Here is a 24,422-nt window from a genome sequence, read left to right as displayed (position 1 = left end):
CCGGTTCGCAGCCTGATCCTTCGCCTGGGTCGATCTGAGGCCCGGGACTGTCAAATAACGATGAGCTTGCTGGTCTACGCTGCCGCTGCGGCGCTCGTCCCCTCGGAACGGACGAGCCGATCGATCGAGAGGCGACCATGCGGCTTGCGTCCTACAATGTCGAGAACCTGTTCGATCGCGCCAAGGCGATGAACCTCGACAGTTGGGAAGACGGCAAGCCGGTGCTCGAGCAATTTGCCGCGCTCAATGCCTTGCTCGGCGAATTGACCTATACCGAGGCCATCAAGACGAAGATGGCCGCGCTGATGATCGAGCTCGGCCTGGAGAGATCCGACACCGGACCCTTCGTCATCCTGCGCCGCAACCGCGGCGGACTGGTCCGGCGCCCACGCGGCGGCGGCATCGAGATCGTCGCCGACAGCCGGCTCGATTGGGTCGGCTCGCTCGAATTGCGTGACGAGCCGATCAACGAACATGCCATGCACAACACCGCCCGCGTCCTCATCGACGTCGGCGCCGACATCTTCGGCGTGGTGGAAGCCGAGAGCCGTCCGGTTCTTGCCGCCTTCAACAGGGAGATCGTTGCCGCCATGGGCGGCTCGCCCTTCGCGCATGTCATGGTCATCGACGGCAATGACGAGCGCGGCATCGACGTCGGCCTGATGACGCGCGAGGGTTTCCCGATCGGGCCGATGCGCAGCCATGTCGACGATCGCGCCGCCAATGGCGAACAGATCTTTTCGCGCGATTGCCCGGAGTTCTCGGTGACAACGCCCGACGGCAATCAACTCGTCGTCATGGTGAACCACCTGAAGAGCAAGGGCTACGGCGGCCGAGCCGCCTCCAATGCCAAACGCCGGCTCCAGGCCGAGCGGGTGCGCGCCATCTACGAGGACGTCCTTGCCGGCGGCACTGAATATGTCGCCGTGATCGGCGACCTCAATGACACGCCGGAGAGCGAGCCGTTGAAGCCTTTGCTGGACAGCAATCTCAAAGACGCCTTCACGCATCCCGCCTTCGACGACGGCGGCTATCCGGGCACCTATGGCCTCTGCAATGCCGGCGACAAGATCGATTATCTGCTGCTGTCGCCGGCGCTCTACGCGCGTGTCGAAGGCGGCGGGGTATTCCGGTCCGGCATGTGGCCGGGTTCGCGGCCGAAGCGCTGGGACGTCTATGAAGAACTCAAACGCAAGGAAGATGCCGGCTCGGACCACGCCGCCGTTTGGGTCGACCTCGATATCTGAGGCCGACAGGTGGATCAGCACCCCCGAGCGCGGCGATCATGGGCGCCGGTACCGATCTCGGCTGTCACCGCAAGCCCGCCTGATCACCCGAAGATGAGTGATCGGTGCACCGCGGCTCCCGCCAGGGCGCCATCGCCGACGGCCAGCGACACCGAGCCCGCGGCACGCGCCACGTCGCCGCAGGCGAAAACGCCGGGGACGGATGTCTGCTTCATCGGGTCGGTCCGGATATAAGGGCCGAGCGGGCCATCATCGAGGGCACAGCCCAACGCTTCGGCCAAAGGGCTCGCGGGGCGCGTACCCGTCGCCGTGAAAAGCCCGGCGAGCGCGATGACACGGCCATCCGTGAGCCGCAGGTCGGCATGGCCTGTGACCGCGGCAACCGGAGTGCGCTCCACCGTCACGCCGCGCGCGGCAAGTTGTGCAAGCTGCTCTTCGTCGGGCAAGAAGGCGTCATTGATGAAGAGCGTCGTCCTTCCCCATTCGGGTATCAGCAGGGCCTGGTGCATGGATACGGGACCGGTGGCAAGCACGCCGATGCTGCCGTTGCCGAGCTCATAGCCATGGCAGTAAGGACAGTGAAAGACGCTTTTTCCCCAGCGCTCTTTCAGGCCCGGGACATCCGGGAGCGTGTCCGTGACGCCAAGGGCTAGAACCAGTCGCCGGGCACCATGGGCTCGCCCATCCCCCGTCTCAACCTCGAAGCCGTCGTCGGCATTAGCGGCGCCGTGCGCCCGGCCCTCCGTCCAGACGACGTTGGGATAGGCGAGGAGCTGCGTTTTCGCCTCCTCCGCGATTTGCCCGGGAGGGCGGCCGTCCTGGCCAAGGAAGCCGTGCGCTTCTTCGGCGAAGCGGTTTCGGCGGAGGCCCGCATCGACCACCATCACCTTGCGGCGTGCACGGGCAATCTGCAGCGCCGCAGCCATTCCTGCGTAGCTGCCGCCGACGACGATCACGTCAAACTGCATCGTTCCATCGTCCCTTCTTTGTGCATCGGCGCGCCGCCAGCCGGCGGGTGAAGTCCTCCGCCAGTTGCGCCAGGGTCAGGCTGCCGAAGCGCTGCATCAGCAGCGCTTCGGCCTCGCGGAAGGCCTCGTCGAGCGCCGCATTGACGGCCTGCTCGACAAGACACTGCGGTGCCTCGTTGCGGTTACCCATCGCAAAAACGGTCGGCTCGCCGAGCGCCTTGTGAATATCGTGCAGCGTTACCGCCTGCAGATCGCAGGCGATCGACCAGCCGCCGTTATGCCCCTTGTCCGACCGCACGAATCCGGCCTCGCGCAGCCCGGCCATCGTGCGGCGAACGACGACCGGATTCGTCCTCATGCAGTCGGCCAGGGCCTCGGATGTCATCGGACCATCGTTGGCGGCCATATGGAGAAGCGCGTGGAGGACGGAAGACAGGCGGCTGTCGGATTTCATGTAACATCTGATATTACATGATCGACAGCGAGGCAAGCAGCAATCGCAAAGTCCAGCTCACGGCTATGCTCACGCATCCGGTGGTCGTGCCTGGGCCTGGAGCTGACCATTGTTCGGCGTGTCGCCGCGCCGGGGACTCGGAGGGCCCCGGTGAATACTGACGCGACGCCGCCTCCCCCCAATGCAGGCGCCGACCTGAGTCCGCAGGTAACGGAGAACGCTTCATCTCAGATTGATGTCGTCGGCTGCCGCCATATCGTCATCACTGCAAATGAACTCACTCGCCAGGAATCCCACGGCTCCAAATCCCAGCCCAACGGCGACACCAATGGCAGGAGCGAAGGGGCCCGCAATGGGCGACAGCGCGAAGGACGTGACCATTCCGGCCGTCACAGCCCCCGTAAATGTTCCCATATACAAAATAACAGGACACAGACCTTCGCCTGCGGCCAATTGCATTTCTTCGAACGCAAGATCCCGCACGTACAAATTTCCCCGTATATTTTCTTGCAATTAATCAAATATTTTTCTGTAAACAGCGACCAATCTTCCAGGCAATCGGCAAAGACGGCGCAATCATGCGGCGCTCTACCATCGCGTTTGCACATGCACCTCATGATCGAGAGGCTTGGTAGCTGCGTCAGCTGTCTGGAAGTAGATCACTGATCTATTCAGGCCGGCGGCTGACGTAGTTCTCGCTCTCAGATCCTCGTTGCAAAGCAAGGCAGCCGCAACCCCGCCCACGGACGCCGCGATCCCCACACCGATGGGAACGCCAATGAGCGGACTGGTGAAACTGGACAGGACCCCTCCGGATGCGAGGCCGATTACACTGCTACACACGCTCACGGCCGCATGACAGCCATGTCCTCCAGAGAAAACACCAGCTTCTGAAACTGAGATGTTGCGCATACGGTCATTTCCTTAGCACATGAGGAACTGAGCGCGGTCCTAATTGCAATATAAGGATCTTGCAACAGTCTTAAATTATCGAATTATTTTTCCTAATACACTATTATTACGAAAATATCCTGGTTCGCGAATGACAAGTTCCATATGGCCGCTGTTCACAACGATGGTGCGCCTGCCCTGGATATTCACTCCATTTCGCGTGGCTGGAGACATCATCCCCATCTAGGATGATCGAAACCGTTCGCGATAGTCCGCCGGTCCGGCTCCGATGCGCCTCATGAAGGCGCGGCGCATAGTGTCGGGTCCACCGAATCCACAACGGGATGCGACACGCTGTAATGGAATGTCGCTGTCATCGAGAAGCCGGCGCGCGGCATCGACGCGTGCCATCTCGACGAAGTCGGCGGGCGTAGTGCCGGTCTCGCTTTGGAAGACGCGGGTGAAATTGCGCACGCTCATGGCCGCCCGGTCCGCAAGCACTGCAAGCGACAGATCGAGCGACAAGTGATCCAGGATCCAGTGCTGAACGGCTTGGATACGTCCTTCGGTCGCGATCTGGGCCGCAAGATGAGCGCTGAACTGCGATTGTCCACCGGGGCGCTTGAGGAACACCACCAGCCGGCGAGCGACGGTCAAGGCCAGTTCGCGCCCGCAGTCGTCCTCGATCAGCTTGAGCGCCAGATCGATGCCGGCGGTCACGCCGGCGGAGGTGTAGAGCGCGCCGTCGACCACATAGATCTGGTCCGGCACCACTTGCGCGGCGGGAAAACGCTCTGCCAATTCCGTTGCATGCTGCCAATGGGTCGTGGCAGTCCGACCGTCCAGCAATCCGGCGCCACCGAGATAGAAGGCACCCGTACAGACCGAGCCGTATCGGCGCGCTTCGCTCGAGCGACGACGCAGCCAGGCATGGACCTCGGTGCTCTCATAAGCCTGCGCATAGTCGGGCGTGCCGCAGACCAGCAGCGTATCGACGGGACGATCGTCCTCGCCGATCGTCGTATCGGCGACCAATGACAGCCCCCCGGCCTTTACAGTGCGATCGCCTCCGGTCGCTACGAGGCGGACCTCGTAGCCCGCCTGCCCAGCCGATTGACGGTTAGCCTCGAGAAATGCGTCGAGCGGCCCGGATACGTCGAGCGACTGCGCATTCGGTGGCACGACCAGCGCGATCCTCCGCCCCGGCCCTGCCGAGCTTTTCGTCATGGATTCTCCCCGTGCCGAGCGCAGGCCCTGTCTTGGCTCGATTTGACGGATCCAGCGATAGCGGCCAATAGCACTTCGGCGCCCGCGCGACAATCCGAGGCGTTGGAGGCCGGGTGGCAGGCACTGCCGCGCCGGCCAAATCCCGAGCATCCCTCACGGCACCGCCGGCGGCGCAGGCGCAGTCAGCCCAGCATCGATGGACAGCGAGATCCTCTGCAGATCTATGGCCAGGGCCGTGAAATCCTTCCCGCGCGGATCGCTCTTGCGCCAAGCCAGGCCGATCGTCCGGGAATAGCTCGAAGCCGGCAGTGGCGAGTAGACGACGGCATCACGTTCGGTGACCGCGAGTGCCGGCACGAGCGTGCAGCCCTCGCCAGCCGCCACCATGTATTTCAAGGTTTCCAGGCTCGTGGCGTGCCTATTGGTCCGGTCCGTGACGGAACAGGCCGCGAGTGCCTGCTCCCGGAGGCAATGCCCTTCATCGAGCAGCAGCCGCTCTTTCGCGGGGAGTTCGTCCCATGCCGGCCCGCCCGGCCGACCGACGGAATGCCCCTTCGGCGCAGCCAGCAGAAACGGCTCCGAGAAGAGTGGTACCGTAACGAAGGCCGCCTCCGGTTGCGGCAAGGAGAGCAGGACCGCATCAACCTCGCCGTCGTTCAGCTTGGCGATCAGGTCCGACGTCAGCCCCTCACCGAGGATGAATGCGACTGTGGGATGATTGCGCCGCAGTTCACCGAGGATCCGCGGGAAGAGGTAAGGCCCCAGCGTCGAGATCGCCGCCAGTCGGAGCGATCCCCCGAACGGCTCCTGTGACCGTCGCGCAATGGTGAAAAGCAGGCGGGCCTCGGCCAGAACCTTGCGTGCCTGATCGATGAAGGCACGTCCGTCCGGTGTGACAAGAACACGTCTCGTCGTGCGCTCGAAAACGGCAATGCCAACCCAGGCTTCGAGCTTGCGCACCTGCGCCGACAACGAGGGCTGGGCAACACGGCAGTGTTCGGCAGCCCGCACGAAGCTGCCATGGTCGGCAACGGCGACCACATATTCGAGGTCGCGAAGCGAGAGACCGCTGAAATTCATCATGAGCGCACGCCGTTCGAGGTCGGTTCGCAGGGCACGGATAGGATAGGCCGATCCACGCCTGTGCATATGGCCTCGACACTTCCGGCACCAGCGCTCGCCGGCCGCGGGGAAGGCGTGCGGCCGGATCTGCCGGCGCTTTGGCCGGAATCGTCGCCTCAATGAAATTGCGGCCAATGGGGCACAGATCTACCGTCCGCCGACAGAAAGCACAAAGGCGGAGATAGCGCGTGTATCAACTCCATTATTTTCCTGGAAACGCCAATGCGGCACCGCACATGGTCCTCGAAGAGATCAAAGCGGACTACGAGCTGTGTCTCGTCGACCGGACGAAGAACGCCCAGAAGTCTCCGGAATATCTCAAGCTCAATCCAAATGGTCGGATCCCTACCCTCGTCCACGGCCAATTCATCCTGAACGAGGCGGCGGCCATTGTGCTTTACCTCGTCGACAACCACCCGGACGCGGGACTTGCCCCGAAGGTCGGCACCCCGGAGCGCGCCAGGTTCAACCAATGGCTCATCTTCCTGACGAACTCCCTCCAGGAAGAACTGATGATCTGGCAATATCCGGAACGCTTAGCTGGTGATGATCAGGCCGCGCTCGACGTCGTCAAGCGCGGCAGCGAGCGGCGCGCCGGCGCCTTCCTTGATGTCATCGAGGAGCATCTCGAGAAAAACGGACCGTTCCTGCTGGGCAACAAGCTCAGCGCCGCCGACTTCTACCTGGCGATGCTGGCACGCTGGGGCCGGCCGATGACAAGACCACCCCGCTCGCGTCCTCATATCGCCAATCTATTGGATCGGGTGACCGCCCTTCCCTCCGTCCGGCGCGCCTACGAGCGTGAAGGCATTACCGATGAGATCTGCTGAGCACTTCGACCGGACTGGAGCGCCTCCCCGGCGCCCGGACGATGAGGATACTGCCATGACGAATTCGCCAACCAGCCGCAACACGCCCGATCGGATGGATCTTCCCTTCGTCGGCCTCGTGACCTTCGGCGGGCAGCCCGCCTGTGAGGATTGGGACAGGCTCGACGGCGCCGACGTCGCCGTTCTCGGCGTTCCCATCGACACTGCCTCGAGCTACCGCGTGGGCACCCGCTTCGGCCCCCGTGCCATCCGCGAGGTCTCCATGTTCCACGGCTTCGGCCCCGACGGCGTCTTCGATTTCGAGGACGAGGTGACCTATCTCTCAGCGGAAGAAGTAAGGATCGTCGATGCCGGCGATAGCGACGTGATCTACGGCGACACGAAGCGCAGCCTGGCGAATGCCGAACAGGCGGTGCGGGCGCTGCTCGACGCCAAGACGATGCCCTACATCCTGGGTGGAGACCATGCCATCACCATGGCCACCATTGCCGCCTTCTCGAACGAGAAGCCCATTCACATCGTCCATCTCGACGCCCATTTCGACTTTATCGACGAGCGCAACGGCATCAACTGGGGCCACGGCAGCCCGATGCGCCGCGCCTCGGAAATGGCCCATGTCAAGGGCATCACCACGCTCGGCCCGCACAACATGGGCTCGGTCAGCAAGAAGGATTACGAGGCGGCCAAGGCTTATGGCACCCATATCGTGCCCTTACGCAAGTTCCGGTCCATCGGCGCGGAGGCCGCGCTCGCCCATATCCCCGACGGCGAACGGGTCTATGTCTCGATCGACATCGACAGCTTCGATCCGTCCATCGCGCCCGGCACGGCCACTATTAGTCACGGCGGCTTCACCTACTACGAAGCCAAAGATCTTCTACGCGAGGTCGCCAGGCGCTTCGAGGTGGTGGGTGTCGACTTCGTCGAGGTCTCGCCGCCCTACGATCCCTCCGGCATCACGGCGTTGCTCGCCGCGCGCACGAGCCTCGACTTCATCGGCGCGATCTTTCACGAGCGCGCCAAGCGGCGCGCTTGATGGCGCGCCCGTTCCGGCGGTGGTCTCTGCGAGAAGCCCGATCAGCTCCCCTATTAAGAGGCAATACCTCTCAATAGATGAGATTTCTTGTCATTTTCCTCCCGCGAACGAAATGCCAAGGTTCAGCCGGCGTCGCAGCGAAACAGGAGACAACAGTGAACGATCAGGTAAAGCGGCCGCTTCTGACGCATGCGTCGGGCGCGCCGGTGTCCGACAACGTGAATATCCAAACCGCCGGTCCGCGCGGCCCGGCGTTGCTGCAGGATGTGTGGCTCATCGAGAAGTTGGCGCATTTCGCGCGGGAGGTGATCCCGGAGCGAAGAATGCATGCCAAGGGCGCCGGTGCCCATGGCACCTTCACGGTCACCCACGACATAACGCGTTACACGAAGGCGACGATCTTCTCCGAAATCGGCAAGCAGACGCCGATCTTCGCCCGCTTCTCGACAGTCGCCGGCGAGCGCGGCGCCGCCGACGCCGAGCGTGACATCCGCGGCTTTGCGTTGAAATTCTATACGGAGGAAGGCAACTGGGACCTCGTCGGCAATAACACGCCGGTGTTCTTCTTCCGTGATCCGCTGCGCTTCCCCGATCTCAACCACGCGATCAAGCGCGATCCGCACACGGGCATGCGCAGCCCCGACAACAACTGGGATTTCTGGACGTTGCTGCCGGAGGCGCTGCATCAGGTCACCATCGTCATGAGCGAGCGTGGCATTCCGAAGAGCTTCCGTCACATGCACGGATTCGGCAGTCACACCTACAGCCTGATCAACGCGGCTGATGAGCGGACGTGGGTGAAGTTCCACTTCCGCACCCAGCAGGGCATCCAGAACCTGACGGATGCCGAGGCGCAGGACCTGATCGGCCACGATCGGGAATCGCACCATCGCGACCTGTTCGAAAGCGTCGAACGCGGCGACTTCCCGCGGTGGACGCTCTTTATTCAGGTAATGACGGACGATCAGGCCAAGGCTTTTCCTTTCAACCCATTCGACTTGACGAAGGTTTGGCCGAAGGGGGACTTCCCACTGATCGAGGTCGGCCTTTTCGAACTGAACCGGAACCCCGAGAACGTCTTCGCCGAAGTCGAGCAGGCTGCCTTCTCGCCGGCGAACATCGTGCCGGGCATCGGCTATTCACCCGACAAGATGCTCCAGGCCCGGCTGTTCTCCTATGGCGACGCGCAGCGTTATCGCCTTGGAGTCAATCATCACCACATCCCCGTGAACGCGCCGAAATGTCCGGTCCACAGCTATCACCGGGACGGAGCCATGCGGACCGACGGCAATCTCGGCGGAACGCCCACCTATTGGCCGAACAGCCATGGCGAGTGGACAGATCGTCCCCAATTGAACGAACCGCCGCTCGAGATCACGGGCGCGGCCGCCCACTGGGACCACCGGGTCGATGACGATCATTGGCAGCAGCCCGGGAACCTCTTCCGCAAGATGACACCGGCGCAGAAGCAGGTGCTCTTCGAGAATACGGCGCGGCAGGTGGGCCAGGCGGCCAAGTTTATCCAGGACCGTCACATAGCCAATTGCGCCAAGGCGGACCCCGCCTATGGCCGGGGCGTCGCCGAGGCCCTCGCCCGATTCGCCGCCGGCGCGCTGAAATAGGTCCGAAGGCGGCGGGTTCACACTCGCCGTTTATGCCCCCGGTCAGGGAATATCGGGAAAGTCTCGCGGCCGGGAGCTGGGCGGCTATCGGAACGCCGGGAACGGCGGGGTGAAGCGATTCATCCCGCCGTTTGATGTGAGCGTTCAATGCGCGCTGTTGAGCATATCGAGCGTCTGTTCAAAGCGGCCCTCGGCCTCCGCATCACGCAAAAACTTCAGCCGTTCAACCTTGATTTCCGGTGGAGTGGGCTGCAGCTGAAACTGCGCCATCGTCTCGGCCATAAAATCCGCCAGCGGCATCGCATTTGGATCCTCGGCATGGCCCGGCATCAGGTCCGTCTGGACCGACGGCGGGATCAACTCCAGCACCTCGACCGTGGTGCCTTGCAGCTGGCGGCGCAGCGAGATCGTATAGGAGTGAATGGCCGCTTTCGTCGCATTGTAGGTTGGCGTGATCACCAGCGGGACGAAGGCAAGCCCTGACGACACGTTGACTATGGCCGACCGGGGCTGTTTGCGTAGATGCGGCAGGAGCGCCGCCGTCAGACGGATCGGTCCGAGCAAATTGGTCGTAATGGTCGCCTCGGCGACGGCGAGATCGATGGTCTCGGCTGTCAGTTCCTCGGCCTTCATGATGCCCGCATTATTGACGAGCACGTTGAGATCGGGGTGATCGACGAGGATCTTGGCCGCGAATTCCTTGATGGCAGCCGGATCGTCGATGTCGAGCACATAGCCGCTCATTCCAGGATTTGCTGTCGTCGCCTCGTCGATCACCGCCTTGCGGCGGCCAGCGATGATGACCTTGTTTCCGAGATTTTGGAATTCCCGCGCCAGCTCGCGGCCGATACCCGACGTAGCGCCGGTAATCAGAATGGTGTTGCCGTTGGGGGTCATGCCGATCTCCGTGGTGTGGATGTTGCGGCTTCTTTCATATACACACGTACCGCCCCCAATGAAGTAGGCACCTCAAAGATTTATACGCACCAAAAAGAGAGCGATCGATGGCCGCGACACAAGCGACGAGAAAACAGCAGGCAGCAGCAACCGCGCCAATGTTTCCCCCTCCCCCGGCCGAGATCGACCCGCGGGTTGACGCCCTCGTCAACGACCTGATCGGCCGCGTCGCCGACAAATGGACGATGCTGATCCTGGAAGTTCTCGCCGAGCATGGGACGCTCCGCTTCACGCGTATCGGCAGACTCGTCGGCGGCATAAGCCAGAAAATGCTCACCCAGACGCTCCGTCAGATGGAGCGCGACGGCCTTGTCACGCGAAAGGTATTTCCCGTCATCCCGCCGAAGGTGGAGTATCGGTTGACCGAGCTCGGCCTCACGCTCGGCCAGGCATTCTGCGGCGTGTGGATCTGGGCTGCAGAGAACCTCAGCAAGGTTGACGAGGCTCGCCGCGCTTTCGACGAGAGAGCTTCGGAGAGCTGAGATCTTTCAGGGCAGAAAGGACGCCTACCGGCAAGCAATCAGAAAAGCGTTACCCCGGCGCTAGCAGTTCGGCTCCGAGATCACGCCCGCCAGCCGCATCATCCGATCATCGTGCGGCGCATTTGGCCGTGGCGCGCCGATGAGGGACCTGTTGGCGCCGCGTCACCGCGGCCGCGACGTGCGGGCCGGCATTGATCCCCCCTTCGGCCGCGTCATGCGCGGTAGCGGCGTGGGATCAGCGTATTGGCGACGACGGTCAGGAGCAGCGTGGTCGCCATGAGAATGAAGGCGAGCGCCGCCGCGAAGGGCCAGTTGTTGTTGGTGGCGAACTCCCAGTAGAGGAGCGGCGCCATCATCTGAAAGCGTGGGCCGCCGAGCAGCACGGGCGTCGCATAGGCATTCATGCTGAGGACGAAGCAGAGCACGGCGGCGATCGAAATGCCCGGAAGCGCGAGCGGCCATACCACGCGCCAGAAGGCGCGCACGGGCGCCGCCCCCATGCCTTGGGCCGCCTGCTCCAGCTGCGGATCAATGCCCTCGAAGACGCTCTGCGCTGTCAGCACGACATAAGGCAAGTTGAAGGAGACGACGCCGATGATCACGGCGGTCGCGGAAAACATCAAATCGAGCCGGCTGCCGAGAAGCTGCGCCGACGCTATGTCGAGCAGCCCCCCTCTCGCGAGCAGGATCATCCAACCGACCGTGCGTACCGTGCTGCCGATGAATAGGGGCAGCACGACCGCCAGCATGCAGATGCCTTTCCAGGGCGCGGCCATACGCGCCAGCCGCCGGGCGAGCGGCAGGCCGAGCAGCAGGCACAGCGCCGTGCTGACGAGCGCAACGAACAACGTCGTGCGCAGAACCTCGACATAGAACGGATCGGTGACGAAGCGGACGTAGTTCTCCGGCGTGAACGCTTCCACCATCAGCTCGGTCGGGCTGAAGCGGTTTACGCTGTAGCGGGCGAGCATCGCGAGCGGCGCGATGAGCAGCATCAGCACGACCAGGGTGGCCGGGGCGAGAAAGACCGTCGCCGCCAGCCCCTGTCGCGATACCGCGGTGTTGCCAGTCCTGGCCACCTGCCTCACCCGTGCTGGATATTCTTCTTCCACCAGTCGGCCATTTCAGGCTGGACTTTGGTGGTGAAGGCATAATCGGGCACGATCAGTTTGGGCGCCGGGTTTGGAAGGGCGAGCTGCTCGGCGACCTTGCCGGAAAGAGGCGCGTTGTCGACCGTCGGCAGATAGCCCATCTGCGCCGCAAAGCCCTGCTGGGCCGACGGCTCGAGCATCGCGTTGATATACTTGTACGCTCCTTCCTTGTTGGGTGCGTTCTTCGGAACACCCATGCCGGAGACGTAGAGAATGCTGCCTTCTTTCTGGAAGGAGCCTTTGACCGGAATGCCCGCGTTCTGCCACATGACGACGCGCGCCATCCACATCACGCCGACGTCCAACTCGCCTGACTTGTAGGGAGGACCTGCCGAATCGGTCGTCGGATAGAGCTTCAGGCCATTGGCATTGAGCTTCGGCAGGAGCTCCTTGGCCTTCGCCATGTCATTGGGGTTGCCGCTGCCGTAGAGCGCGGCGCTCAACAACACATAGAAATAATTCACGTCAGGGAAGCCGACCTTGCCCTTGTATTTCGGATCGAGCAGATCGCCGAAGGTGGTCGGCGGCTCCGGCACCCGCTCGGGATTGTAGATCAGGATCTGCGGGCTGTAGATATGCGCCGCATAATCTGACGCGCGCAGCTTCGGATCGAGATGGGCGAGATTGGGAACCTTCTTCTCGTCGAGCGGCTCGAGCAGACCTTGGGCGCTGAGCAGATAGGCGTTCACCGCCTCAAGACAGACGACGTCGACGCTGCCGCGTGGCAGACGCCGCTGTGCCTGCACCTTCGCGACGCGTGGCGCCACGTCGCCCACATCCTGCACGACCTCGATGCCCTGCTTCTGCAGGATGGGCACGTCGATATTCTCGCGCAAAAGGCGGGCGTAATCCCCGCCCCAGGTGCCGACCACCACCTTGCTGGCCTGGGCGCGCGCCTCGCTGCCGATGATGGCAGGAGCGGCAAGCGCCGCCGCGCCGACGAGGATCTGACGGCGGGAGAGACGAGACCGGAACTGCCGGAACCGCGTGCTGTCATTCATGTCCATTCCCCTGTCTTTTTCGCTTGTCGCTAGACCTCATATCCGAACGGATCGTCGACCGAGTGGCATGGTTCCGTAAACCAGCGCGGTCCCTCAGCCGTGAGATAGGCAATATCTTCGAGACGGACGCCGAATTCTCCATAAATGCAGATCATCGGCTCGATCGAGAAGCACATGCCCGGTTGAAGAGGCGTCTTGTTGCCGCGCACCATATAGGCCTCTTCATGAACATCGAGGCCGATGCCGTGACCGGTGCGGTGGGGCAGGCCCGGCACTTTATAGCCGGGACCGAAGCCCGCGGCTTCGATGACACCGCGGGCTCCGGCATCCACCGCCTCGCAGGCCGCGCCCACACGGGCCGCTTCGAAGCCGGCGCGCTGCGCCGCCTTTTCCAGGTTCCAGATCTCGCGCTGGCGCGGCGTCGGCTCGCCGAAGACGAAGGTGCGCGTGATGTCCGACCGGTAGCCCTGGACAAAGCCGCCCAGGTCGATCAGCACCATGTCGCCATTTTTCAGCGTCTGTGGATAAGGCACGCCATGGGGATAGGCGGTCGCCTCGCCGAACTGCACCGCCGCCCCGGCCGGGACCGCGCCGAGCTTGCGATGCGCCTGATCGATGAAGGCCTGCACCTCCGTCGTGGTGACGCCCTCGCAGAGGCAACGCGCCGCCGCCTTGTGAACCACCATGGAGATGTCCATGGCGCGCTGCATCAGCGCGATTTCGGCGGGCGACTTCACCTGCCGACAGGCTGCGGTGATGGAGCGGCCATCGGCCAGGTCGAAGCGGTTGCCCGCACGGCGCAGGCCGTCCACGGTGAAGAAGGGCGTCGCCGGATCGATGGCGATCGTGCCGCTCTCGTAACCCTTGTTGCGCAGGGTCTCGACGATGAGAGCGCTCGGGTCCTCGTGCTCTTCCCAGGTGCGGACGTCATCGCCGAAGCGCATATATTCGCGCGTCTTCGGCTCTTCGAAGGCGGGGCTCAGATAAACGATGTCGCCTTTGGCCGGAATGACCGCGCCGTGCAGCCGCTCGGTCAGTTTCAGCGAAATGCCGGTGAAGTAGTGAAGGCTCGTCGAGGTGTCGAGGTACAGCGCCTGCAACCCCTGTTCGTTCAATAGACGCTGGGCTTTCTCGACCCGTTGCTGCAGCTCCGTGACGGAAATCGGCTCGATGCCGTCGAGCATCGGGGACAGCCGCGCCAGTTCCGCCTCAAAAGTCGATCCGCCGACACCGAGAGTCATTCCGCCATTCCTTGTTCAACACATCTGAGGATCGCCCGGAGGACACTTTGAAATCGCCGGAGGACGCATTGGAACCGCCGGAGGACGCCTGGTCCGGCGCCTCGACACAGGCAAAGCTAGGTGCCGCTTACGCATCGCTCGCCACCCGTGGAAAAGCCGTCCGATTGGCCATGTCGGAGCCGACGGGCGGGATCGCGCGGTCTGCGTCGTCGAACAGGCGCTCGCTTGCGGCCGACCAGCACAGCGCGACGGATTCCCCGGGCTCAAAGCGACGCACTCCGGCCGGGCCGAAGCAGGAATTACTGATGACGACGCGCAAATCCGAGCCGAGGTGGACGACGTGCTCCAATTCGGCACCGAGATAGGTCGAGAGTTCCACATGCCCCACGGCACGCTCGTCGGCACGCGTGCCGGGCGGGGCAATCGTAATCTGTTCCGGGCGCACCGCTAGAATAGCGCCGCCGCTCAGCCGATAGCGGCAAGCAAGCGCAATCCGACTGCCCGGCACGTCGAGCACCTCGCCACCGCTCAAGGTCCCGGGAAAGATATTGCTGCGCCCGATGAAGCTTGCCACGAAGGGTGTCGTCGGTCGTTCGTAGAGATCTTCCTGGGTGCCGATCTGCTCGACCCGGCCCTCGCGCATGACGACCAGACGATCCGCCATGGCCATCGCCTCCCGCTGATCGTGGGTGACCATGATCGTGGTGAGGCCGTTCTCGCGCTGCAGGATGCGCAGATCGCGCCCGACCTCCTGGCGCAAGGCCGCATCGAGGTTGGAAAGCGGTTCGTCGAGCAGTAGCAGCCGCGGCCGGATGGCAAGAGCACGGGCGACGGCAACACGCTGCTGCTGGCCACCAGACAACTGGCGGGGCAGCCGCCCGGCGAGCGCCTCGAGCTTCACGAGACGCAGCATCTCCATGACCCGCGCCTCGCGTTCCGCACGCGCTACGCCGTGCATCTCCAAGCCGAAGGCGACATTTCGCGCCACCGTCAGATGCGGAAAGAGCGCATAGCTCTGGAATACGATGCCGATGCCGCGGCGATGCGCCGGCAAGCCGCGAATGCTCACGCCATCGAGCAGAAGGTCGCCCCCCGAGACATCCACGAAGCCGGCAATCATGCGCAGCGTCGTGGTCTTGCCGCATCCGGAGGGGCCGAGCAGCACCACCATTTCGCCAGGAGCGACATCGAGCGTCACGGATTCCACCGCAATCGCGGATCCGAAGCGCTTGCTGACGCCGCGCAGGCTGAGCGCGGTCATTATCGCACCACTTCCACGAGACGCACGAAGCGGTCCAGCACCAGGAGCAGCCCGCCGATAATCACCATTTGCACGACCGCCACGGCCGCGACGAGCGGATCGATATGATAGGTGAGATACTGGAGCACGGCATTGGGCAATGTATTCATTCCGGGGCTCACCAAGAAAATCGTCATATCCAGGTTTTCGAAGGAAACCACGAAGGCAAAGAGCGCGCCGGCGGCGATGCCGGGACGCATGGCCGGCAGCGTCACGCGCCAAATGACGCGCAGGGGTGAGGCACCGAGACTTGCGGCAGCCTCCTCCGTCGCGCGGTCGTGGTTGACGAGCCCGGCAAGGCACAGGCGCACGACCCATGGCAAAGTGATCAATACATGCCCGCCCACGAGAAGACCGAGAGATCCGCTGAGCGGCGCGCCACTCGCGATTTCGATCGCGATCGCCAGTACGTAAAGCCCGAGGCCGAGGGCGACACCCGGGATCGTGAGCGGCGCAAGAAGAAGCGTATTCAGGGCATCGCGCCCGGGAAAACGATAACGCGACAGGCCGATGCCCGCCGGTACGCCGATACACAAGCCCAAGGCGACGGCGGTGATGGCGACCTTGAAACTCGTCCAGATCGGCTCGCCGAATTTGTCCAGGATCTGGCCGTACCAGCTCAAGGTATAGCCGCGCGGTGGAAAGGCGATCAGCGTCTCGTCGAAAACACTCAAGTAGAATGTGAGCAGTAGCGGCAAGAAGATGGCCACTGCTCCAATCAGGCTTAGAACATTTGCCCCGAACCGCGCCGTCCGATCGGCGATCTCGCCTATGCGCGCGGATGATGCGCCGGCAAGAGGTTCTGTTGCGGGCGCCGATACAGACATCACGCAGCTCGATGCTTTGCGCAGAACGAATGTCGGACAATATCGCTCATAATACGAGGCTACTTTATATTATATCCACGGACAAGCCCGTTCTCGCGCCAGGCGCTGCTCACGTCGCAGCCTTTTCGGTCCGGCCAGCGCCCGCATAGGGCAGCCCTGCGTCCGGCGCTTTCTTCTGCGTTCACGAAAGGAACACCCATGGCTTGTCTCGCTCATAAGTCAGGCAAAGACGCCAACCGCAGCAAAGTCGTTCACTCACGAACACCGGACGGCGAAATCCCGCATCACGTTCCCATACAGATGTGGTAGCGATCCTTTCGGATCATCGGCGTCTTTTAGACGATCTCTGTTCTTTGCCCGCAAAGCCGGTCCATATGGTGCGAGTCTATTGTCCGTCGGGCCGCTTGGCCCGCACCGGCCAAGCCCCGCAAATGATTATTTACGCCCCTACCCCCACGCGCATGCCCGTCTCTGCCGGCGACGGGCCGAGGGAATCAAGCTTCGACAGATCGGGCCGCGTCTCGAGAGCCCCGCCAACGAGTTGCCGGATGCGGGCTTCGTCTTCCGCCTCGAGCAGCAGGCGCGGCGCCCGCACCATGGACGAGGTGCCACGCACGATCGCCTCCACCAATTTGATCCGCTGAACGAATTTTGGTCCGATGTCGAGGTGGAGCAGCGGCATGAACCAACGGTAGATGGCACGCGCTTCCTCGATCCGGCCCTGCTGCACGAGCCTGTAGATGGCGACCGTCTCATGGGGGAAAGCGACGACGAGGCCGGCAATCCAGCCGGTGCAGCCGAGGATCAGGCTTTCGAGCGCGAGGTCATCGACCCCCGTGAGGATCTGGTAGCGGTCGCCGACCAGGTTCAGAATATCGGTAACGCGCCTGAGGTCCGCCGATGATTCCTTAATGGCGGCAAATTTCGGTTCATCCGCCATGCCGGCGAACATCTCCGGCGTGACATCGACCCCGTAGGCGACGGGATTGTTGTAGACGATGATGGGCAGATCGCTCGCCCTCGCGACCGTCCGGAAATGTGTCTCTGTTTCGCGCGGATCCGATAGATAGCGCATCGCCGGAAGCACCATGAGACCCTCGGCGCCTGCCTTCTGCGCCGCGGCCGCCAAGGCGCAGCCGGCGGCCGTCGAATCCTCGGCGATGGTGAGCATGATCGGCACGCGCCCGCCTGCCTCGGCGATCGCCGCCTTGAGAATGGTGAGCTTTTCGTCAGCGGTCAGCGTGCTCGCCTCGCCTAGCGAGCCGCAGACGATGACGCCGTCGACACCGCCGTCGATCAGGAAAGATATGTCTTGTCGCACTCCGGCCAAATCGACCTGCTGATCGGCCGTCATCTTGGTCGTCATCGCTGGAAGAACACCGCGAAAATCTTGTTTCTTCATCATCTAACTCCAGAATCCTTCCAGACAATCTGCCGACGACAACGTGAGGGGTTCACGCCGTCACGCGCTCAGTGCACGATGAGGTACTTCGGCAATATTGCTCATGGTGCCCCTCCCCGCGGACAGACTCTCGCAGCATCACTGCCCGATCCTGCAGGCACTTGCAGGACGCGACATGCCATGTCCAGCGATCGGCCGCTCACATCAGTGCGTTCTTGTAGAAGCGGCCATCCTTGATGATGGCAGCGAGATGACGGCCCTCGTCCTGCAGAACGCGCAGATCCTTGGTCGGGTCGCCATCGACGACGAGCAGATCGGCGAAAGCGCCTGCGGTGATGACGCCGATCTCGCCGTCCATGCGGCAGAGCTGCGCTGAAATGCGGGTGGCGGAGACGAGGATCTCACTGATCGGCAGGACCCTCGCGCGGATCTCGAACTCCATGGATTGAAATTTGTGCAATTGGCCGAGAAGATCGGTGCCAAAAGCCATCGGCAGGCCGGCCTTGCGCATGATGTCGAGCGATTCCATGCCGCCGCGACGCACCGTCTCGATCTTGGCGATGGACTCGGGGCCGAGCCCGAATGCGGCGCCCTCGAGGGCGAGCCCCTCATAGGCGACGAGCGTCGGACAGGCGACAGCACCCGCTTCCACTGCGAGCCCCGCCGTTTCCTGCTTGATGAGATTGCAATGTTCGAGCGAATGCACGCCGCACTCGACCGCGCGACGAATGGCCTCGTCGGTATAAAGATGAGCGGATACATAGGTACCGGCATTCGCCGCCTCTTCGACGATCGCCTTGATTTCGTCCCGCGAATACCCGAGCGCGTGAATCGGATCATTGGGCGAGGCTACGCCGCCATTGGCCATGATCTTGATGAATTCGGCGCCGGCCTTTATTTCTTCACGCGCCGCGCGGCGTACACTGGATACGCCGTCGCAGATACGCCCCAGTGCGCCGAGACGGCCCTCGAAGGCGCCGCGATCGTCGGAGCGGCCGCGGAAATCCGTGTGCCCGCCCGTCTGGCCGAGCGCCTTGCCGCAGATGACGAGCCGCGGACCCTCGATGAGGCCCTCCTCCACGGCGCGCTTCAAGCCGAGGTCCGCGCCGGCCACGTCGCGCACCGTCGTGAAGCCACGCATCAGCATGCCGTTCATGATGCGGGCGGCACGCAGAGCCGCGAGCGAGGACGGAAGCGCTGCGTTCTGGCTGAGATCGACCATGGAGGCGACGACATGGACATGGGCATCGATCAGCCCCGGCATCAAGGTTTTGCCCTTGAGATCGATGCGCTCCGCCGTGGTGCTCTTGATAGGGGTGTCCGACACCTCCTTGATGCGGTTGTCCTCGATCAGGACGTCCACACCGTCGAGCAGACCTTCCGCGTTTCGCTCCAGAACCCGACCGCCGGTGAAAAGGTAAGAGGCCATGCGGGAATCCTTCATTCTGGCGAGCTGCCTTTTGGATTGAATATACAATATGCACAGCTGTCAACCAGCGCGGCCGCCAGTTTTAGTGGCAGCTGAACATGGGGCATGCGCCGACGACTGCCTATTTCAGCTGGCGCCTCGAGGTATCGGGACGGTGCTGCAGCGCCGCGGCACAAGCTTGAGCATCGGACCACAAAAAAATGCATATGACGGCTTGCATCCCCAGCCAAATGCAGATTGTATAAAATGAAAGGCGCTAGTAAAGCGGCTAGAGGGGTAGAGCAGATGACATTCATGGAGCGGGCTCGCAGGGCCGCAGCCGCCTATTGCTGCCACGACGAGCTATAGTCCCGGGATGGCTCCTTTCGCGATTCAAGGAAGCGCGCAAGAAAGCTCTCGTGACATGAGGCAAGTGAAAGCCCGGCAGTTCTTGTAGAGCTGCAGGAGCTGATGATGCGCCCCAAAACGCCGGCCAGGTTCGCAAAGTCCAAATCATTGGCGCCAACAAGCCAAGGGGATCAAAGATGACAATCTCTTCGCGAGCATTCTCTCGACGGTCGGCCCTAAAGGTGCTCTCCGGCGCTGCGGGCATGCTGGGTTTGCCTTCAGTCCTGCGTGCCCAATCGGAACCGCTGCGCCTAGGCATCCTCACGCCGCTCACCGGCGCAGGCGGCTTCGACGGCCCGCGCATGCTGAAAGCGATGCAGGCGGTTGCCGACGAGATCAACGCCGCCGGCGGTTTGCTCGACCGACGTATCGAACTCGTCGTCGAAGACGACCAGACCAATCCCGAAGCGGCGGTACGGGCGGCACGCAAATTGATCGATGTCGATCGTGTCCCGGTCATCATGGGAACCTGGGCCTCTGCCGTCACCACCGCAGTCGCTCCCGTCTGCTGGGAGAGCAAAACCTTTCTCACGACCGTTTCCGGTGCGGATACCATCACCAAGCTCCCGCATCAGGGCTATCTCATCCGCACCCAGCCGAACAATGCGCTCCAAGCCGCCAAACATGCCGAATTCATCCTCGGCCTCGGGGCAAAGCGCGTTTTCATCATGTCAATTCAGTCCCCCTTTGCAGTACCGACGCAAACCAAGCTCGCCGAAGTGGTGCAGAAGGGTGGCAGCGTCATGAGCGGCAATCTCATCTATGAGAAGGACAAGACCACTTACCGGTCGGAAGTCGATCAGGCGCTGCGCACCAAGCCGGATATCATCTATATCAACGGCTATGCACCCGACGTGACGGTGATCCTACGTGATCTCTACCGGGCAGGCTTCGACGGGCCGCGCTTCGCCCAGTCCTATTCGGTAACGAATAAAGTTCTTGAAGCGCTTCCCAAGGAGGTGACGGAGGGCGTGTACACGGTGGCACCATCCTCCGATATTGGTTCGCCGGCCTATGATTTGGCGGCCAAGCGCCTGAAGAGCAACGAACCTGATTCCTACGAGACGCAGGCAACCGATTGGATCAGTCTCGTTTCGCTCGCTATCGCTCACGGCAAACAGGCGACCGGCACCAGTATCAGAGACTCCATGCGCAAGATCTCGCAAGGCGATGGCCAGAAAGTGTATAGCGCCGTGGACGGGCTGAGGGCGCTGGCGGCCGGCGGCCCCATCAATTACGAAGGCGCGAGCGGTCCCTGCGATTTCACTGATATCGGCGATATCATCGATTGCAAGTTCCGCTATCAGATCGTGGATAAGGGGCAGTTCAAGTTCCTGAAGGTCGCATGAGGGCCCTGCCCGGCCATGGTCTGCGGCTCTGCGATCCTCTGGCTTGCACATGGCCGTGGCCCCGGTGCTCTCCGAGCCAGAGCCGCCTACTGACGGTGAGGTGAGATGTCTTTGCTGGAAGTTCGCGGAGTAACGCGCAGCTTCTATGGCGTTCACGCCCTGAACGGCGTGGACATTGACGTCGAGGCCGGCAAGCTCACAGGCTTGATCGGGCCGAACGGCGCCGGCAAAACCACGCTGTTCAACTGTATTTCCGGATTGATTCCCGCTGACGGCGGCAGCATTCGCTTCGACGGCAGCGAGATTACTCACATGCGTCCGGACCAGGTGACGGGTCGCGGCTTGGTGAAGACGTTCCAGATCGCCCGCGGTTTCCCGCGTCTGACCGTGCTCGAAAATCTTTTGCTTTATGGGCCCGATCAGCCGGGCGAACATGTGATGGCGGCGCTGACACGCTCGAGGAGCGCGCTCGCGCGCGAGCGGCAGATCATGGCACGGGCGTTCGAGATCGCCGCGATGCTCAACCTGACGCGCGTCCTCAACAACAAGGCATCGGATCTCTCAGGCGGCCAGAAGAAGCTTCTTGAAATCGGACGGGCCTTGATGAGCGAACCGAAGCTCATTCTGCTCGACGAACCGGCGGCAGGCGTGAATCCCACTCTCGTCCGCGAGATCGGCGAGCGGTTGCGAGCGATCGTCGCAAGCGGCATCACCCTGCTTCTGATCGAACATCAGATGGATCTCATCGCGCGGCTCTGCGACCATGTCATCGTCATGGCCGAAGGCCAGCGGCTGATGGAGGGCTCTTTCGACGAGGTCGCCAATAACCTCGAGGTGCAGCAGGCCTATATGGGGCGGCGCTCATGAGTGTGCTCGCGGTCGAGGGCATCGTCGCTGGCTATTCCGCGGCCGACGAGATCCTGAAGCGGGTTGATTTCTCGCTCGCCGCGAATGAGATCGCCTGTATCATCGGGCCGAACGGTGCCGGCAAGTCCACATTGCTCAAGGCAATCGCCGGCCTCATCAAGCCCTCGCGCGGCAGCATCCGGTTGAATGGCGAGGCGATCAACGGCCGGCCGCCGCGTGAGATCGCGCGGCTCGGCCTCGCCTATGTGCCGCAGGAGCACAATGTGTTCCCGAGCATGACCGTTGCCGAGAATCTGGAGATGGGCGGCTATGTCGATCGCGACCACGCGGCCAAGCGCATGGACCGCATCATGCAACGCTTTCAGGTGCTCGGCCGCAAGCGCCGACAGGCCGCCCGGACGCTGTCCGGCGGCGAGCGACAAATCCTCGCGATGGGCATGGCTTTGATGGTCGAGCCCAAGGTGCTGCTGCTCGATGAACCTTCGGCAGGCTTGTCGCCCCTCGCCGCGGCCGGGCTCTTCGAGCACATCCGCATCATCAACGGCGACGGCGTAGCAATCGCGCTCGTCGAGCAGAACGCCAGCGATGCGCTCGCGATTTCGGACCGCGCCTATATCCTGGTGGACGGGCGCAATCACCGCAGCGACGTCGCGAGCGACATAGCCGCCGATAGCGAAATCAGGCGGGTTTTTCTCGGTGGGTAGCGACGTCTACCTGGAAAGCAATAAGCAGAGCCATGGAAATCCGAATGGAATCGGTGCTTAACCTCTTTCCCCCTTTGAGATGACACTTGCAATGCCGCCGATCGTCTCGGAAGTTCTGCAACTCGTCATCAACGGCATCATGGCCGGCACCATCCTCGCCGTTCCGGCGATGGGCCTGACGGCGATGTTCGCCGTCTTGCGATTTCCCAATTTTGCGCTGGCGTCGCATGCGACAGCCGGAGCCTTCGCTGGCTATGTGGCCAATGTCACCTTCGGACTGCCGCTCATCCCCTCGCTCGCCGCGGCCTTTCTGGTCGCTGGGCTCCTCGGCGTCGCGACTGATGAGGCCGTGTTGAAGCCCTTTCGCGCGATGGGCGCCATCACGACCGCCATTGGCTCGATCGCCTTGACGGTGGCACTTGAAAACGTGGTCCGGTTCGTCTTCGCGAACGAGTTGCGTGGCTACGATCTGCCGATCAGCCGCGACTGGCAGGTCGCGGGCCTGCGTATCGGGCCGCAGCAAGTCGAAAACCTCGCAATCTCGGTCGTCATCATGCTCCTGGTCTTCCTCTTCTTTGCTTTCACGCGGATGGGCAAGGCCATGCGCGCCGTCGCCGACAACCCGATGCTCGCCGATATCAAGGGTATCAATGCCGAGACCGTGGGACGGATCGTCTCCTTCGCCGGGATGGGGCTTGCCGGGCTCGGCGGCATGCTCATCGGGCTCGACACCACCATCGATCCCCTCACCGGCTTCCGTTCGATGTTGTCCATCTTTGCCGCCGCCGTGGTCGGTGGCCTCGGCAGTATCCCCGGTGCGGTCGTCGGGGCTCTCGTCATCGGCATCGGCGAGGAACTCTGCCTGCTCGTTCTTACGCCCAACTACCGCAGTGCGATCGGCTTTCTGGCCATCCTGCTGGTCCTCGTGCTGCGGCCACGCGGCATTCTCGGCCAGCGGGCCTATTAGAACGCCACGTCGCGAGGAAGGCTGCCGATGGAAAACTACATCATCGCCATGGGGGTCTCGGCCGGCATCTACGCGCTCATGGCGCTCGGCCTCAACGTGATATGGGGCATGGCCGGGCTCATCAACCTGGGCCTCGTCGGCTTCTTCGCCGTCGGCGCCTATGCTTCGGCGATCCTCACGGTGAAACTCGGCTTTCCGATCATCGTCGGCATCGCGGCAGGCGGCGTGCTCGCCGCCCTCGTCGGGGTCGTCGTGTCGCTCGCCACGGCGCGGCTGCGCGGCGACTATCTCGCCATCGTGACGCTCGGTTTCGCCGAGACGATCCGCGTATTGGCCAATAACGAGACCTGGCTGACGAACGGGAGCGACGGAATCTCCGGCATTCCCGGACCGTTTCGGGCGGCGCTGACCCCCATCGAATTCAACACTTTCTATCTGGTCTTGGTAGCGGCGGTCGTCACCATCGCCTTTTTCCTGGTGGAGCGCCTGAGCTACTCGCCCTTCGGGCGGGTGCTCAGAGCGATCCGCGACGACGAACAGGTGGCGGCGGTCGCGGGCAAATACGTACTTGCCTATAAGGTGCAGGCTTTCGCGCTCGGCAGCCTGGCGCTGGGCGTCGCCGGCGCGCTCTATGCGCATTATACGTCCTATATTGCCCCCGATATTTTCGTCCCCTTGCTCACGCTCTACATCAAGCTTGCCTTGCTGGCAGGCGGCGTCGGCAACAGTAAGGGCGCCATCATCGGCGCCGTCGTGGTCGTCTTCTTCCTCGAAAGCACGCGCTTCATCGTGCCACTGATCCCCTATATCTCGCCGGTGCAGGGGGCGGCGCTTCGCGAACTGATCATCAGCGGCTCGCTCCTCGTTATCCTGCGCTTCCGGGCGCGCGGTCTCATCCCCGAAGCCCAGTCCCACCTCCTGCTTCCCAAGCCCGCGGCGCTCGCGCGCGCCTCCACATGAT

Annotated in this window: 23 protein-coding genes; 11 read left to right on the top strand and 12 right to left on the bottom strand. The window is 62.8% G+C overall.

Translation table 11 applies throughout. The annotated features are described in order from the left end of the window. Window positions 1-137 precede the first annotated feature (137 nt). Window positions 138-1,247: an endonuclease/exonuclease/phosphatase family protein gene (locus ACFQU1_RS12770; protein WP_378133038.1), complete on the top strand. Its 1,110-nt coding sequence runs from the start codon at window positions 138-140 to the stop codon at window positions 1,245-1,247. Between the two features lie 83 nt (window positions 1,248-1,330). On the opposite strand, the gene ACFQU1_RS12765 is transcribed toward ACFQU1_RS12770, so the two are convergent. Together ACFQU1_RS12765 and ACFQU1_RS12760 are read right to left on the bottom strand one after the other, a co-directional pair. Then, a complete protein-coding gene (locus ACFQU1_RS12765) occupies window positions 1,331-2,215 on the bottom strand; it encodes an NAD(P)/FAD-dependent oxidoreductase (RefSeq protein ID WP_378133036.1) in 885 nt (294 codons plus the stop codon). Continuing rightward, the gene (locus ACFQU1_RS12760; RefSeq protein WP_378133034.1) at window positions 2,205-2,669 is read right to left on the bottom strand and encodes an Rrf2 family transcriptional regulator; all 465 of its coding nucleotides are present in this window, start codon (window positions 2,667-2,669) and stop codon (window positions 2,205-2,207) included. The genes ACFQU1_RS12765 and ACFQU1_RS12760 overlap by 11 nt, the downstream gene beginning before the upstream one ends. A 150-nt stretch (window positions 2,670-2,819) precedes the next feature. Here ACFQU1_RS12760 and ACFQU1_RS12755 point away from each other — a divergent pair, with 150 nt between their 5' ends. Further along, window positions 2,820-3,335, top strand: a complete 516-nt coding sequence (locus ACFQU1_RS12755; RefSeq protein WP_378133032.1) for a hypothetical protein — start codon at window positions 2,820-2,822, stop codon at window positions 3,333-3,335. A 468-nt stretch (window positions 3,336-3,803) separates the two neighbouring features. Here the strand turns inward: ACFQU1_RS12755 and ACFQU1_RS12750 are convergent, their stop codons facing one another. Then, the gene (locus tag ACFQU1_RS12750; RefSeq protein ID WP_378133030.1) at window positions 3,804-4,787 is read right to left on the bottom strand and encodes a GlxA family transcriptional regulator; all 984 of its coding nucleotides are present in this window, start codon (window positions 4,785-4,787) and stop codon (window positions 3,804-3,806) included. Between the two features lie 153 nt (window positions 4,788-4,940). Beyond that, window positions 4,941-5,870: a LysR substrate-binding domain-containing protein gene (locus tag ACFQU1_RS12745; RefSeq protein ID WP_378133028.1), complete on the bottom strand. Its 930-nt coding sequence runs from the start codon at window positions 5,868-5,870 to the stop codon at window positions 4,941-4,943. A 227-nt stretch (window positions 5,871-6,097) separates the two neighbouring features. Here ACFQU1_RS12745 and ACFQU1_RS12740 point away from each other — a divergent pair, with 227 nt between their 5' ends. The 3 genes from ACFQU1_RS12740 to ACFQU1_RS12730 all read left to right on the top strand — a co-directional run bounded on the left by ACFQU1_RS12740 (window position 6,098) and on the right by ACFQU1_RS12730 (window position 9,397). Then, window positions 6,098-6,739 (top strand): glutathione S-transferase family protein, encoded by a 642-nt coding sequence (locus tag ACFQU1_RS12740; protein ID WP_378133026.1) that lies wholly within the window; start codon window positions 6,098-6,100, stop codon window positions 6,737-6,739. Window positions 6,740-6,794: 55 nt separating this feature from the next. After that, the gene (gene speB, locus ACFQU1_RS12735) at window positions 6,795-7,775 is read left to right on the top strand and encodes an agmatinase (protein WP_378133024.1); all 981 of its coding nucleotides are present in this window, start codon (window positions 6,795-6,797) and stop codon (window positions 7,773-7,775) included. 155 nt (window positions 7,776-7,930) lie between these two features. Next, window positions 7,931-9,397, top strand: coding sequence for a catalase (locus ACFQU1_RS12730; protein WP_378133022.1), 1,467 nt, complete (start codon window positions 7,931-7,933; stop codon window positions 9,395-9,397). A 144-nt stretch (window positions 9,398-9,541) separates the two neighbouring features. Here ACFQU1_RS12730 and ACFQU1_RS12725 read toward each other — a convergent pair whose 3' ends face one another. Continuing rightward, a complete protein-coding gene (locus ACFQU1_RS12725; protein ID WP_378133020.1) occupies window positions 9,542-10,294 on the bottom strand; it encodes an SDR family oxidoreductase in 753 nt (250 codons plus the stop codon). A gap of 158 nt (window positions 10,295-10,452) precedes the next feature. Between ACFQU1_RS12725 and ACFQU1_RS12720 the strand changes: the two genes are divergently transcribed. Beyond that, window positions 10,453-10,836 (top strand): winged helix-turn-helix transcriptional regulator, encoded by a 384-nt coding sequence (locus tag ACFQU1_RS12720; RefSeq protein ID WP_378133018.1) that lies wholly within the window; start codon window positions 10,453-10,455, stop codon window positions 10,834-10,836. 212 nt (window positions 10,837-11,048) lie between these two features. On the opposite strand, the gene ACFQU1_RS12715 is transcribed toward ACFQU1_RS12720, so the two are convergent. From ACFQU1_RS12715 to ACFQU1_RS12685, 7 genes are all read right to left on the bottom strand, one after another. Continuing rightward, complete coding sequence (locus ACFQU1_RS12715; protein ID WP_378133016.1) at window positions 11,049-11,915, bottom strand: ABC transporter permease; 867 nt, start codon at window positions 11,913-11,915, stop codon at window positions 11,049-11,051. 5 nt (window positions 11,916-11,920) lie between these two features. Beyond that, window positions 11,921-12,988 carry a PotD/PotF family extracellular solute-binding protein gene (locus ACFQU1_RS12710; protein ID WP_378133014.1) on the bottom strand — a complete coding sequence of 356 codons (1,068 nt, stop codon included), beginning with the start codon at window positions 12,986-12,988 and terminating at the stop codon, window positions 11,921-11,923. Window positions 12,989-13,017: 29 nt separating this feature from the next. Then, window positions 13,018-14,229: a M24 family metallopeptidase gene (locus ACFQU1_RS12705; protein WP_378133012.1), complete on the bottom strand. Its 1,212-nt coding sequence runs from the start codon at window positions 14,227-14,229 to the stop codon at window positions 13,018-13,020. Between the two features lie 127 nt (window positions 14,230-14,356). Then, window positions 14,357-15,490, bottom strand: coding sequence for an ABC transporter ATP-binding protein (locus ACFQU1_RS12700; protein WP_378133010.1), 1,134 nt, complete (start codon window positions 15,488-15,490; stop codon window positions 14,357-14,359). Next, window positions 15,490-16,239: an ABC transporter permease gene (locus ACFQU1_RS12695; protein ID WP_378133008.1), complete on the bottom strand. Its 750-nt coding sequence runs from the start codon at window positions 16,237-16,239 to the stop codon at window positions 15,490-15,492. The genes ACFQU1_RS12700 and ACFQU1_RS12695 overlap by 1 nt, the downstream gene beginning before the upstream one ends. Window positions 16,240-16,795: 556 nt before the next feature. Beyond that, entirely contained in the window at window positions 16,796-17,758 is a 963-nt protein-coding gene (locus ACFQU1_RS12690) for a dihydrodipicolinate synthase family protein (protein WP_378133006.1), read from the bottom strand. 199 nt (window positions 17,759-17,957) lie between these two features. After that, a complete protein-coding gene (locus ACFQU1_RS12685; protein WP_378133004.1) occupies window positions 17,958-19,187 on the bottom strand; it encodes an amidohydrolase family protein in 1,230 nt (409 codons plus the stop codon). A gap of 590 nt (window positions 19,188-19,777) precedes the next feature. Between ACFQU1_RS12685 and ACFQU1_RS12680 the strand changes: the two genes are divergently transcribed. The 5 genes from ACFQU1_RS12680 (at window position 19,778) to ACFQU1_RS12660 (ending at window position 24,421) form a co-directional block, all read left to right on the top strand. Continuing rightward, on the top strand, window positions 19,778-20,923 hold the full coding sequence (locus tag ACFQU1_RS12680; RefSeq protein ID WP_378133002.1) for an ABC transporter substrate-binding protein: 1,146 nt from the start codon (window positions 19,778-19,780) through the stop codon (window positions 20,921-20,923). Between the two features lie 105 nt (window positions 20,924-21,028). Continuing rightward, complete coding sequence (locus ACFQU1_RS12675; protein ID WP_378133000.1) at window positions 21,029-21,790, top strand: ABC transporter ATP-binding protein; 762 nt, start codon at window positions 21,029-21,031, stop codon at window positions 21,788-21,790. Continuing rightward, the gene (locus ACFQU1_RS12670) at window positions 21,787-22,494 is read left to right on the top strand and encodes an ABC transporter ATP-binding protein (RefSeq protein ID WP_378132997.1); all 708 of its coding nucleotides are present in this window, start codon (window positions 21,787-21,789) and stop codon (window positions 22,492-22,494) included. The genes ACFQU1_RS12675 and ACFQU1_RS12670 overlap by 4 nt, the downstream gene beginning before the upstream one ends. A 91-nt stretch (window positions 22,495-22,585) precedes the next feature. Beyond that, a complete protein-coding gene (locus ACFQU1_RS12665) occupies window positions 22,586-23,461 on the top strand; it encodes a branched-chain amino acid ABC transporter permease (protein WP_378132995.1) in 876 nt (291 codons plus the stop codon). 27 nt (window positions 23,462-23,488) lie between these two features. Next, window positions 23,489-24,421 carry a branched-chain amino acid ABC transporter permease gene (locus ACFQU1_RS12660; RefSeq protein WP_378132993.1) on the top strand — a complete coding sequence of 311 codons (933 nt, stop codon included), beginning with the start codon at window positions 23,489-23,491 and terminating at the stop codon, window positions 24,419-24,421. The last annotated feature ends 1 nt before the right edge of the window (window position 24,422 follow it).

The sequence above is a fragment of the Chelatococcus sp. GCM10030263 genome (genome assembly GCF_042666455.1).
Taxonomy (GTDB): Bacteria; Pseudomonadota; Alphaproteobacteria; order Rhizobiales; family Beijerinckiaceae; genus Chelatococcus.
The sequence above is the reverse complement of the archived record's forward strand: the minus strand, read 5'-3'. Positions and strand labels throughout refer to the sequence as shown.